Annotated in this window: 19 protein-coding genes; all 19 read right to left on the bottom strand. The window is 37.9% G+C overall.

The window, feature by feature from the left end:
- Positions 1-339 carry a head decoration protein gene (locus B1A77_RS04915; RefSeq protein ID WP_077708150.1) on the bottom strand — a complete coding sequence of 113 codons (339 nt, stop codon included), beginning with the start codon at positions 337-339 and terminating at the stop codon, positions 1-3.
- Positions 339-1,421, bottom strand: a complete 1,083-nt coding sequence (locus B1A77_RS04910; protein ID WP_077708149.1) for a head maturation protease, ClpP-related — start codon at positions 1,419-1,421, stop codon at positions 339-341. The genes B1A77_RS04915 and B1A77_RS04910 overlap by 1 nt, the downstream gene beginning before the upstream one ends.
- Positions 1,414-3,021 carry a phage portal protein gene (locus tag B1A77_RS04905; RefSeq protein ID WP_077708148.1) on the bottom strand — a complete coding sequence of 536 codons (1,608 nt, stop codon included), beginning with the start codon at positions 3,019-3,021 and terminating at the stop codon, positions 1,414-1,416. The genes B1A77_RS04910 and B1A77_RS04905 overlap by 8 nt, the downstream gene beginning before the upstream one ends.
- Before the next feature lie 9 nt (positions 3,022-3,030).
- Positions 3,031-3,276 (bottom strand): DUF6148 family protein, encoded by a 246-nt coding sequence (locus B1A77_RS04900; protein ID WP_060923706.1) that lies wholly within the window; start codon positions 3,274-3,276, stop codon positions 3,031-3,033.
- An 8-nt stretch (positions 3,277-3,284) separates the two neighbouring features.
- Positions 3,285-5,189 carry a phage terminase large subunit family protein gene (locus tag B1A77_RS04895; protein ID WP_077708147.1) on the bottom strand — a complete coding sequence of 635 codons (1,905 nt, stop codon included), beginning with the start codon at positions 5,187-5,189 and terminating at the stop codon, positions 3,285-3,287.
- Positions 5,190-5,222: 33 nt separating this feature from the next.
- Positions 5,223-5,753, bottom strand: a complete 531-nt coding sequence (locus B1A77_RS04890; protein WP_077708146.1) for a hypothetical protein — start codon at positions 5,751-5,753, stop codon at positions 5,223-5,225.
- A 390-nt stretch (positions 5,754-6,143) separates the two neighbouring features.
- Positions 6,144-6,437, bottom strand: a complete 294-nt coding sequence (locus tag B1A77_RS04885) for an HNH endonuclease signature motif containing protein (RefSeq protein ID WP_187658834.1) — start codon at positions 6,435-6,437, stop codon at positions 6,144-6,146.
- A gap of 153 nt (positions 6,438-6,590) precedes the next feature.
- A complete protein-coding gene (locus B1A77_RS04880; RefSeq protein WP_077708144.1) occupies positions 6,591-7,016 on the bottom strand; it encodes a DUF1492 domain-containing protein in 426 nt (141 codons plus the stop codon).
- Positions 7,013-7,363 (bottom strand): DUF4406 domain-containing protein, encoded by a 351-nt coding sequence (locus B1A77_RS04875; protein WP_237301826.1) that lies wholly within the window; start codon positions 7,361-7,363, stop codon positions 7,013-7,015. The genes B1A77_RS04880 and B1A77_RS04875 overlap by 4 nt, the downstream gene beginning before the upstream one ends.
- Complete coding sequence (locus B1A77_RS04870; RefSeq protein ID WP_077708143.1) at positions 7,356-7,853, bottom strand: hypothetical protein; 498 nt, start codon at positions 7,851-7,853, stop codon at positions 7,356-7,358. The genes B1A77_RS04875 and B1A77_RS04870 overlap by 8 nt, the downstream gene beginning before the upstream one ends.
- 57 nt (positions 7,854-7,910) lie before the next feature.
- Positions 7,911-8,369, bottom strand: a complete 459-nt coding sequence (locus tag B1A77_RS04865) for a class I SAM-dependent methyltransferase (RefSeq protein WP_077708142.1) — start codon at positions 8,367-8,369, stop codon at positions 7,911-7,913.
- Positions 8,362-8,706: a hypothetical protein gene (locus B1A77_RS04860; protein ID WP_077708141.1), complete on the bottom strand. Its 345-nt coding sequence runs from the start codon at positions 8,704-8,706 to the stop codon at positions 8,362-8,364. The genes B1A77_RS04865 and B1A77_RS04860 overlap by 8 nt, the downstream gene beginning before the upstream one ends.
- A gap of 248 nt (positions 8,707-8,954) precedes the next feature.
- Positions 8,955-9,407, bottom strand: a complete 453-nt coding sequence (locus B1A77_RS04850) for an MmcB family DNA repair protein (protein ID WP_077708139.1) — start codon at positions 9,405-9,407, stop codon at positions 8,955-8,957.
- Between the two features lie 55 nt (positions 9,408-9,462).
- Entirely contained in the window at positions 9,463-9,879 is a 417-nt protein-coding gene (locus tag B1A77_RS04845; RefSeq protein ID WP_077708138.1) for a hypothetical protein, read from the bottom strand.
- Complete coding sequence (locus tag B1A77_RS04840; RefSeq protein ID WP_077708137.1) at positions 9,876-10,649, bottom strand: phage antirepressor KilAC domain-containing protein; 774 nt, start codon at positions 10,647-10,649, stop codon at positions 9,876-9,878. The genes B1A77_RS04845 and B1A77_RS04840 overlap by 4 nt, the downstream gene beginning before the upstream one ends.
- A 24-nt stretch (positions 10,650-10,673) precedes the next feature.
- Positions 10,674-10,901 carry a helix-turn-helix domain-containing protein gene (locus B1A77_RS04835; RefSeq protein ID WP_077708136.1) on the bottom strand — a complete coding sequence of 76 codons (228 nt, stop codon included), beginning with the start codon at positions 10,899-10,901 and terminating at the stop codon, positions 10,674-10,676.
- A gap of 74 nt (positions 10,902-10,975) precedes the next feature.
- Positions 10,976-11,182 (bottom strand): hypothetical protein, encoded by a 207-nt coding sequence (locus B1A77_RS04830; RefSeq protein ID WP_077708135.1) that lies wholly within the window; start codon positions 11,180-11,182, stop codon positions 10,976-10,978.
- Between the two features lie 12 nt (positions 11,183-11,194).
- Positions 11,195-11,566, bottom strand: a complete 372-nt coding sequence (locus B1A77_RS04825) for a single-stranded DNA-binding protein (protein WP_077708134.1) — start codon at positions 11,564-11,566, stop codon at positions 11,195-11,197.
- A 32-nt stretch (positions 11,567-11,598) separates the two neighbouring features.
- On the bottom strand, positions 11,599-12,396 hold the full coding sequence (locus B1A77_RS04820; protein ID WP_077708133.1) for a rolling circle replication-associated protein: 798 nt from the start codon (positions 12,394-12,396) through the stop codon (positions 11,599-11,601).
- Between the last annotated feature and the right edge of the window lie 115 nt (positions 12,397-12,511).

The following is a 12,511-nucleotide window of genomic DNA, read 5'->3' as shown; positions in this document are numbered from 1 at the left end:
CTATTTAATGCTAGTTAAGAATAAGTGAGCGTCCTTGAAGTCCGCTTCATGATCATTAATTTTGTAAGCTTGGTCAACTACCAATACTTCACGATTAAAGCGACCGGAAATGTATACAGTTAATACATTGTGTTCAGTAGTTGCAGTAGTATCAGATACTACGATACCCGCAGGCTTACCACTTGCGATTTTTTGGAATGTACCAGAGTTGTTTTCAAGAACTTGGCCACGTTTATAATCGCCGGCTGCTACTTTTACATTTTGAGTTAATACCGGTACACCGCCACCACCTAATAGATAATCAGCTGCGACACCATTTACTTGCTCGAAATATGCCATTATTTACCGCCTTTCTTAGCATTCGCAAATGCTACGACTTCATCAATTGCACTAGCTTTTGCTACCGCATCGTTGGTTTCTGTTGTAGATGCACCTTGAGGTGCCACTTTATCCGCACCAGATTCCATTTGATCAATAACTAATTGTCGAATTTGGTCAACTACTTTGTTATCACTTGCAGGAATATCAGATACGGCAGAGATGAAAGGTGTTACTTCATTTACTGTTTTACCTTCTTTAACAGCTACATCAACTAAACGATTGACGACTTCATTATCACCTTTTAACGTATTTAATGCTTCAACGCGTTCGCGTTCTGCTGTTACTGCTGCGTTTTCTGCAGGTTCATTTGTAGAAATACCGAGCAAACCTTTTAAGCTTGCCATGAATTGGTTTTCAGTCATAGGTTTCTCCTTACTTGTTAAAAATTGTTTGATTTTGGCTTCATTTTTGGCCGAGTATTTGCAAGATACTTTGTTTACGATAACCATTCCGTTATTCATAACAGCTTTGTCCGTAATCGCCGTATCTACTTCATCAATCAGGCCGTAGGACTTCGCCTCGTCCGCCGTGAGCCACGTTTCATCATCCATAAGTGTATTTACCTGTTCAGATGTCAAAACGTCGCTACGGCTCAAATAAATGTTTGCGATTGTCTGTTTAACACTCGCCAAATAGTTAGCCATTTTAGTTAATCCGTCCGCATCAAAGCTATCACCTAGAAATACAGATGGATTGTGAATCATGTACAGAGCATTACTTGGCATGATTACCTTATCCGCCGCACAGGCAATAATTGTAGCAGCACTTGCGCATAAGCCATCAATATGTGCTGTTACTTTGCCAGTATAGGCTTTGATCATATTGTGGATAGCTTGTGCTGCGAACACGTCACCACCACCAGAGTTGATGCGCATTGTTAAGTCATTACCATTACAACTAGCCAAATCACTTGCAAATTCACGTGGTGTAATTTCATCACCCCACCAAGAGGTATCAGAAATATCACCATACAAAAACAATTCAGATTGACCGGTACCATCTTGATTTACAAAATTCTTAACAGACCAAAATTTATTCATCCTCTTCACCTCCTTTCGCTTCAGATTTAGAGCCAACGGAAGGATTTACCGCATCAGCTAGCTCCATGCCATATTTCTCCATGAGTTGCTTTTCAAATGCAAGTTGTGCAATGTTTTCTTCAAGGTCTGTCCCTGTCATTTCAGCCGCTTCACGTTCGCGAGTGGAAACTCCATTCTCAATGCGAAGGGTACTACCATTCATATCCTTAACAGGGTCAAGGATGGACATCGTTGGTCCGAACCAATCGGCATTGCACCATGCTTTTCGAATTAATGGATCATCAAAGAAACCAGGCGCTTCAATTCGGCCGTTCGCTACTGCTTCCATTAACCATATCTCATAGATTGGTTGGCAGAAGTCACGAGCGAACCACTTTCGCCGTAGTTTATATTCTTCCCAAGCCTGTAACATTGCTGCACGGCTTGCAGAATACGAAGAGTTAAAGTTCTTCATCAATACTTCGTAAGGCTGGTTAAGTGCAGCACCTACTTGTTTGATGAGTTGGGTACTAAATACTTCAAAAGTAGATTGAGCATTGGAAGCATCAACACTTTTTACATCCACACCTTTAGGTAAGGCATTTAATGTGCCAGGTCCTAAATTGTATTCTGATACATCGACTACTGGTTCCGTTGGATCATCAACACCATTATCGGCCAACATATCATTTAATGAACCTGAATTAGTCACGGCTTCCGTAAAGAATAACGCAAAATACGATTTAATAATAGCCGATGTAAGCTCTGCATTTGTATATCGATACACTTGCTTTAGCGTTTCAATAACTGGAGCCAAATAAGGAACTCCTCTATACTGCTCTGGTCTAGTATCATTACTAATTTGCAGTACATTCGGAATGCTTGTACGCTTGCCGTATGCTTCAACCCTTGCCCATGTCGTTAACATGCTTGTAATTGGTTCGCCAGGTACTTGATTAGATACCCAGTAGGCTACAATAGCACCGTCAGTATCGATTTCTACACCATTCAATATGCGGTTCCCATTATCTGGGTTAAGCGCTTCAACGCCAGTTGGGTCGCCTGTAACATATGTGGAATCAGTAAGCGGATTACTTACACGATTACCTTCAATTAATTGAAGGCGCAACGTATACGGCATATCTGGTGTTGTCGGCTTACGTCTAAATACCGCAAAACTATCACCATCTGTGAGATATCCTTGATATGCTATGCTTTGCATGTCATATAAATTGTTTTTACGGTAGATATCACAGTCTTTTGATTCGGCCCATAAATCAAACTCAGCACGAACCTTACGAGCCCATGCTCTAGCCTCCTCTGCACTGATTCCCAAGATTTGAAACTTAGGTCTAGGGAACACGTTGAGGCCTGCGCCAACTGTATGAGTAGTGCTTGTGTTGATTGCAGCCGTGCCAACTGGTGTATTGATAGCTAAATCTGCGGATCTATCACGCAAAGTCGATAAATTCGCACCAATATCCGCCTTATAGCCCAATTTTCTAGGGTTATATCCCTTCAATGATTTGTTATTGTGAGAAGCTCCGCCCTCACTATATCCGCTATTTTTAGCCCTCGGAGTGCCTATTTTAGCGCTAAACTTATTGTTTTTTCTCGCCATTTTAGCCTCCTAATCTCTAAAAACTACCCGTTTCGACCTGTTTCCACGACCATTATCGGTATCCATACCGGGTAATTTGGCGCCTCTTGCCACTAAATCATCAATCATTTTTCTTACTTCAGCCAAATTTGCCCTTGTAAGAGTACGATTTCCGATTGTATAGCTTTGCCCGGTCAATATTGCCTCCTCAGCTTTGACGTACCATTCTAATCGCACGTCAATTAGCCTTGGCTTTCTTGAATAACTAGTTGCCATACATCCTCCTAAATATCTGCCGCTTTACTAGCTCTACGAACACGATTCCGCATTGGTTTCTTCCGTGGAGCAGTTACTGTTGTAGCGGAATAGCCTCCACCTTTAACTACTTCCGCCAATCTATCCCAATCGGGGTGGATTGAGTTCATACATGCTAGGTTATAGACTCGTAAGTCCAATGGTTCATTACGAACCCCTGCAGTAGGTTCCCATATTTCATGGATAACGCCCTTACGTTTTACTTTCTTCTTGTGTTCCGAAATGATCCCTTTGAAATACAACTCGTCATACCCTCTAGTTCCTAGGAATTCTTCATCCAAAGGGAAATGAAAGTACTTAGCGCCAGGTTCATCGATGGCCAATCGGCTCATTACCTGTTGTTTCCCATCGTCTACACCTAGCATGACAAGTGGAATCTTGCTTCCAGATGCTTTACCAATCTTATAATTTAACGGTATGCCAGGTGTTCCGGCCGTACCTTTGATGGCAAATCGTTGCTTGCTGAAGTTCTTTTCACAGTATTCATATACTTTTGACGTGTAGTGACCGCCGGAGTCAATGAAAGCACGTGCTACTTTAAGCCCTGTTCCGTTCTTAAATCGGTACACCTTATCAAGCACCGCATCAAGTGCATCCCATGTCGCTTTATTATCAGGTTCTCCTAAGATAACACCCTTACAGATTCCCCAACATTCTTCACCGTACCCCCAACCGGTGATTTCATACTCTAACCGGTTGTCTTGTGTATCGACGGCACCAGTTAGCAGTAACACACCGTCCGGAAGGTCTGCGCCGTACTTCTCACGGCGCCTAATGAATTGTTGGTAGTCTTCGAATGCACCTTGTTGCGCATATGATTCACCAAAACGAGTATTCATAACTACTTTTTCACGTGTAGGGTCGCCTTTTGCCTCTAGCCATTCCCTCATTATGTCATTCCATGTGAGCCACGGAGACGTGAATCCATTCACAAAAAAACTGCGTATGCCATTATGCAACGCAGCTGGGTTTTTCGATATGTACTTTTGAGGGACTTTCCGCATTTCGTCTTCAGAGAATGTAGATCCGCAATCTGGACACCGCCATTTCACATCACTAACTACTATAATCTTCCGGCCTTTAGCGTCCTTATGTTCCTTTGTCTCACATTCCATCTCAGTATGTCGTATCAAATGATACTCACCACAATTAGGACACTCATGTTGCCACTCTTCTTGCGTACCTGTTTGATACTCTACATCGATGCGGGAGCTCCCTTCATTAGTTGGCGTGGAGAATAACCCCATTACCCTATTCCAGAACGTTGTCATACGTTTGGCAGCAAGGTCTACAGGGTCACCTTCTGTGCCGGCGCTATCTGGGAAACGGTCTACTTCATCCGCAAGTAGTACGCGCACAGGACGTGATGCCAATCCGGCCGGACTGTTCGCACCACACATGATGAGACGACCACCAGGGAAGAGTTTAGATAAGATTGTGTTCTTGCCGTCTCGTGTCTTAGCTCCGTCTTCCGATTTTGTTTCGTAAAACACTTGTGATAATACTTTCGTATCACGAATCATCGGAGAAATACGAGACTTCGAATAATCTTGAGCCAATTCGATAGTAGGTTGAATCATCATGACTGCACATGGGTCAAGATGAGCGTATCGCCCTAGTACATTATTCATGATATCTGATTTTCCCACTTGACTGGCACTTTTAACCACTACCCGATTGATACCAGGTTGCGTAAATGCATCCATAATATCCTTTTGATATGGAGCTCTACTTGTTTTCCATCGCCCTGGTTCCGCAGAAATACCTTGTGATAGCATGCGATAATCATCAGCCCATTGGCTAACACTGGTTTTTGGTAGTGGTTTTAAGCCCATTTTAGAGGCATATTGCCACAATTCTTTTGCCGTTTTCATGCTATCACCTCCTTTTTTTGCATTAAAAAGCACCTAATTTGGCGCTTTATCATCGTCTAATTCATCGCTATCCATGAATAATGACGGCGTATATTCACTTAATTCAGATAATTTATCCTCAATTTCTTGAGTTAACAAGTTATATGCTTCCTCTTTTGTTACGTTCTGTAATTGTGGCGCCAATTTAGTTGGCAATCCTAACAATTGTGTACGCAAATTCACGAGCATTTCTGTCATTACCTGTTCTACAGTATCTGCTGAGTACACTTCGCCGTTCATTTTGGCTAGCTTCAACTCAGCAATCTTGCGTTTCGCACGTTCATTCTTGGCCTTTTCAACCTCGAATATCGCATCATCGGAACTGCTTTCCTCTTCAGCAGAAGATTGGCCCTTATATTTGACATAATTGATAACGGATTTGATAACCAGAATTTGGTTCTTTTCATCCGTTGCTAAAACTCCTTCTTGGAGCAGTTGCGAAACACGTTGACGCGAGAGCCCAAGTGCTTTTGCCAAGTTCGACTGAGAGGCCGTTGCTGTTTTCAAATCATCTGTAATTTTCACTTATCAATCAGCCTCCTTTCATTACCTGTATCACTAGCAAGGCCATAAAAAAATTAAAATCTAGGCAAATTTTGGGGTCTCGGCCACCGCACGGTTTCATTTTTCTCCAGAAGGACCCACAAAAGATTTACTCAAAAACTCAACAAATCGTGTAATAATTTAAATTTATTTTTTATTATTTAGTACGGACACTACACCCAAGCTATCTTAATACATCACGGCTGTTTCTCTTAAATCTGCCATGAGAACGAGTTCATAATCCACAATTACTTTTGTGTGCTTGGTCGTGTGTTATATAGGTTTGACATATTCCCTCATATTCAATTGTATCTGCAGTGCAGATGCCATATTTATTATTTAAGCATCTGCCCCTATTACAATTTATTCTTGTCATACATCATATCCCATTGCTCTACGATTAATTGCATATGCTTCATAATATGTAATACCTTCACGCTCTGCTACTTTATTTAAGCAATCGTCTTTTGTTGGATATTGCCCACTGTGTGTATTGATATGGCATTGCGTGCATAGTTGTATTAAGTTCTCCTTAATATCTCCGCCACCACTACCACGTGTATTAATATGATGCGGTTCAATATTTGTACGTTGTCCGCATATCTCACAATATTGCTTCCGTATTTCTTGAATTGTTTTCTTTGATGTAATTCTTTTGTGTTTCATCAAATTCTCCTTATAAACTAAAAAGGACCGCATCATACTGTGTTGTGTGACCTTTGTATGATGTAGTCCTTAATAGTATGTGGATATTCTAGTAGGCTTGTTGAAAGTGTTCTCTTCATCCATGCCCACATACAGTATCTCATATATTGAGTGTCAAATAATAGCAACCTTTTTGTAAATTTCCTCAAAATTTTTAATTGCTCTTTTATGTAAGTTATGAACATTCTGCCTTGAACAATCTATTAGTTCTGCAACCTTTTCCCATGTACATCCATTAATGTACCTATCTACTAATACAATCCTTTGCTTAGTACTACAAATTTGATTGATCATAAATCTTGCTCGCTCTCTCTCCTGTAAGAAATCACTCCATTCTTTCATAATCTCTTCTGTAACCGCATCAAGATTTGCAATTTTATCCGCAATAGTTATTGGTTTTCCTCCGCTTACAATATCCTTACTATAATCTATGGCTTGTAAACAAAGTATATCTTGCCGTAACCTAAATACTTCTCTTTCCTTACATTTAATATTCAAATCAGTATCTCTTATCTGATTTAAATATTCTCTTCCTGTCATCTATACTGGTTCCCCTGTTCTTTTAATTTATCGGTCCATTCTTCCCATGTATATACTGGCATTCCTTTAGCTATTGCAAAGGACCATTCTCCAATGCATCCTTTTGATGTTTCCCAGTCACCACATAATACCAATGCATCACATCTATTTAACATATCCAAACATATCTTCAAACCTTTTGCATACTCATCCTCAAAGTACACCATACTAAAATTATGAAGAGGCGATAAGTATGTATTGTTCTTATCTAGCATTACTAGATTTTTCATAATTGTATCTATGGAAAATTTATTTTCTTTATTGCCTCCAAATGGATGCGCTACATAAATTAATTGGTCTTTAATCATCCGCTTCTCCTTCTTGTACTAGATCATTAATATGAAATGTTTCTCCTTCAACCGCATCATCTTCTAATTCTTCTTCCCATAATTTCCCCTGCGCTCTTGTTCCACGTACAAACATTTCAATTTCTTCTACCAATGGAATTAACTTCTCTTGTGTTTCCTCTGCTATTGGTAGCCATGAAGTACTTATTGTGCATTTATCACCTTTTTTATTTGTAATTTCTAGTACATATCTTGCTGCTACAATTACTCTTGGCAGTTCTTTATGCCACCTAAAGTTAATTGATTTAATCTTTAACCATTCTTCTCTAATAAATTTGAAAGCCTTAAATGTATCAATTACTACAATCCTTGCCTTTACATATGCATCTAATATCTCTGGCCTAAATTCATCCTTTGTAATTAGTTGATATGTTTCAGTAACCCCAGTACTATTTGCTTTTTCATATTTAATTTTCTTTTTTTCTCCAAATGCAACACTTAGTATTTCCATTTTTACTTTCCTTTCTTATAAACTTCTTTGAATATTTCTAAGAATTGCTTCTCCTTATTATTTGAAAAACACTAACCATATTGTTTTCCCTCTTCGTTGCCCAATAATTGGCTCGCATGGTAATAGTTTTTTTACCTGTGGTAATGTTATTTGCTCTTCATTCCATTTGAATATCATTGTTCCATTCGTTTTAAGTACTCTCCAACATTCCGCTAGCCCTTTCTTTATATCTTCTTTCCAGGCTTCCCCTAATCGTCCATACTTCAATTTCAAATATGACTCATCACCAGCTCTTAATAAATGTGGTGGATCAAATATAACAAGGTGAAATGTTTCTTCTTTATATGGCATTTCTCTAAAATCTGCCATTATATCTGGCTTAACAATTAATTTCCTACCGTCACAAAGCATTGTTTCTTCCGTCCTATTATCCATATAAACAGTATTTTTATTTTTTTTGTTAAACCAGAACATTCTTGAACCGCAGCATGCATCTAAAATATTTTTATTATCCATTGTTTTCTAATAATGTTCTTCTTCTCATATTGTTTCTATACCATTCTTTAATTGCATAATATTCTTCTTCTGTATCATATGGTTGTACACACTCTTTGATAACATATTTCTTTATCTTGCTTGTGTTTACTTCTATGATTTGATTTGTTTCACCCCACCTATTACAAATAGCTAACCAATTCATTTTATCTATGTGATCATTAACAATTGGCTTTAATGTTTTAAATGGTTTATTGTACATAGCTAACCCATGTTTCCCATAAATCTGTGTCCAGCCACTTACCTTGCTATCATCAACCATTGTTATATTTAGCTTTACCCATAAATCTAATTTCATTTTAATCACTCACAGTGCAGCTATATCCTTTAAGCTTTCGCATTCTATGCCTAATTGCCCTTACGTTATCTCCAACATATTTATAGGCATCTCCTTGCATATTCTTTTCTTCATTAAGCTTATCTAATGATGCTCTATATTGTTTATAGCTTTCACATTTACTGTGACATCCTACTTCTCTAAATTTGCAGTCCCTACATGGTATTTTCATAATAACGCCTTTATCAAAATTAAATATCCCCTAATTACTATCTATTTACCCATTTCATGCATCCAATCCTTAAATAGTTAATAACTTCACTTTCATTTAATGCCTTTACATCTTTGCGTTTTTTTGCCCTTTTAATGTATCTAACATCTTCTTTTTTATTATTAGATATATTGGCCACTATTAATCCCGCATCACCTAATAAACTTTCTATTTCATCCTTATGGTCTTCATACAAGTCTTGTGGGACTGCATAATACAAATAGCCTACATGTAAATGATCATGGTATCTTTTCTTCTTAAAATCTGCTCTAAAATCTTGAATGCTTACCTTGATTTCTATTTCAGTAACCACTCTAGCTTTAAGATTGAAGTAGATTAAATCTGCTTCATATTCCCCTTTCCCATCTCCATGCATTGTTATATTAGGAATAGTTATATTCTTTAAAAATAAATGCTTTCCTAACTTCTTTTGTATTTCTTCTTCCGTCATATCTTATATCTCCGCTACAATTAGATCATGCTTTTTGCATACATTTCTGTATCTATCATTCATGCTCATATCCCTCTAATCTATTACCAACTACTCTTGCATTTCCATTATTCACTACAAATGCTAAGTCAAAATCTAGTACCGCATCATTTTGTTTGTTTTGCTGGTTAATTGCCTTACATCTCCATTGGTATTTATCAACGCTGTAATATACTTCCCCTACCATTGGTTTTTCTTGTATTGATTTGCAATCAAACTCTATATGGTCCTTTTCATATATCCTTTTCCCTAGCGTGTCTTTTGCTTCGCTTCCTCTGCATAGTGTTCCGTCCTCAATTTGTACCCATGCATATGTATCATTTTCTATTGCTAGTAGTCTGATTTGTGAATAGCTTTGCTTTATTTCATCACTGATTACCCATTCTGACCTGTTTAAGTTCTTTCTTAGGCCTTTATATATTAATGGCTTCATGCTACCTCCTCACACACTGCATTGATTCCTAACTTCTTTAATAACTCGTGTATCATCAATCTTCCTTTTTGTGTCCAACGTGTAGATGTTTTGCACTCCAATCTTCCATCTGTAGTCATGTATGTGTGTGTTTTAGTCTTTGTATATCCTTTTCGCATTAAATCGCTATACAAAATCCATTGTCCATTTACACTACGTTGAATGTGTGCATCATGTAATATCTTGTTTAATGCTTTCGCACTTAGTCCATAATCTGCAGCAATCTGTGTTACTGTCATCGCGTTTGTACTGCTTAAAATTTTATCCACATAATCAACCTTTGGCTCATATTCGGCTATTTGTTGCTTCTGTTGTTCAATGATTGCCTTTGATTGGTTGTGTGCTTCTACTTCATCTGCATACAATCTCAATGCTTCTGGTAGTGTCTTTGGAATATTTAACTCATAGCTACCTGTTTTTCTAATTTGTGGAAGTACTTCGCTAGTTACCCAGCGTTTAAATTTCTTAGCGCTTGGCATCTTTGATTTCAATATCAAGGAATATAGTCCAGACTCATTGATTAAATATGTTTCCCTCTTCTGGCCTGTGTCGGCAATTTGCCAACGCAGCTTATCCTCTTCATCAATATGTTTTCTTATTGCATCTGCAGTATCTTTATATCCAAGTGCAGTTGCTACGCTCTTGGCCACAAAGTATACTTCATTTTCAATAATGATGGTTCTAAGTTCCCCAAACTCATTACTATTGAATAGTGTTGTTACATGGTTCATAGTCTGCCCCCTAGCGCAACCGCATCAATGTTTGTTACTTTTTCTACCCCTTTTAGATGTTATTCCTAGTTCTTTACATTTATTTTTAAATGTTGATAAGCCTACCCCTAACTCTTCTGCTATTTCTCTGTAACTTATCCCTTTATTAACTAATGCTTTTACTTCTGCATACTTGATTAAATCATTTGTTTTATATTGCTCTTTTAATCCTAAGACTCTTAGTGCTTTTTTCTTTTCCATTGCACCGTACACTACTGCACCTAGTGCTAACCAGTTTATTCAATTAATCGGTACACCTGCCATGCTTGTGTTTTGCATATTCCCTCCTATTTTGCATAAATCTTTGTCGGACTATATGCAGGGCAATCTTCACATTCCTCTTTTTTTAGCCAATATAATGTGCCTGCTGTTTTGCCTCTAAAGACTTTAATTGATGTTTTCCCTTTAGGGCAAGATGTTTTTACCCATAATGCACCGCTCTTAGCTGGTCCAAATGAATGACTGCATATCTTTCTTGGTCTACCTCTTCTCATTTTTATTTCCTCCTAGAATGGGATATTTTCATCATTGTCTGCAAACCCATTATCAAAGTTACTTGCAGCGCTTTCATTTTGTTTAAGGCCGTATGTAAGATTTTTCACTATAATCTCTGTGATATATCGTTTGCTTCCGTCTTTGTCATATGATCTAGTTCTTAACTCGCCATTCACGGCTACAAAATCACCTTTACGTAACCCACTATAAAGTTCCGCATCAACCCAACATACAATGTTGTGATATTGTGTACTCTGTTGCTCATTCACATATTTATTGGTTGCCATTCTAAATGTGAGTACTGGCTTTCCTGTTTTTGTATAACGTAGTTCTGCATCTGCTACTACGTTGCCACTTAAAAATACCTCATTTACGTTTATCATTTACTTTTTCCTCCCATTCCTCACATTCTTTACTAATTACGCATAATGCTATTATTGATACTCCTAGTATTACCCCTACTACAATGCCTATTCCTAGTAGTGCCATGTTTGACCTCCTCAATTCTTATTAGTCTATAAAATCTGTAAGGATATCCCTCTTCTGATACAGACTCAACTACACTGTCCGTCTCTACGTAATAGCCTTTTGGCGGTTGGATATAATCTCTCCATTCGCTTGGCTTCAATATTTCTGTTTTTACTTTTGGTTTTTCTAAATTCTTGCTACTGTTCCACCTACGCTTAAATGCATCTTCTTTATCTGAATAACATGCACTCCGTTTTTCTTTCACAAAGTAGCTTGCTAATTTTACTGCATCTTCTGCTCTTCCTTGATACAACATCAACTTATGCATGCCATGTGGCCAAAGTTCATTCAACTCATCTGAATATAGTTCTGCATTATTGATGATCATGTGGAAATGTATTCTTGTTTTTCCCTCCGCTATGTAAATGTATTTCAATTCTTTACCCAGTTTTTTATATTTGCGTTTTAGCCTTCTTATAAAATTCTGAATGTCTTTCTTTGCATCTTCCCATGTGGCTGGCTGTTCCTTATATGTGAGTGTGATATAACAATCATTTGTAGTGAAGTTATTATCAATCAACATACGCAGCATTGCTTCCGCTTGTTTTTCATTTTGCTTTTTCTGTGCTTCTGGTGTGATGTTTTTCTTTTTTACACGCTTGCCATTCTTTCTATATGTTCTTGATGTGTGATAATCAAGTACTTCTATCATGTTTTTAGATATGACTTTTTTACGCTTCCTCATCTCGTAATTACCCCATGGTTGATTTTTTAATACTTATATCCAGTTAATAAGGAAAAGCCTTTAAATAAGCTTTTCCCTAGTCTTTTATGCCCATGTGTGATATAATTACGTTAGG

This window comes from Veillonella parvula, assembly GCF_002005185.1.
GTDB classification, from domain to species: Bacteria; Bacillota; Negativicutes; order Veillonellales; family Veillonellaceae; genus Veillonella; species Veillonella parvula_M.
This window is presented reverse-complemented; position numbering and strand designations above follow the sequence as displayed.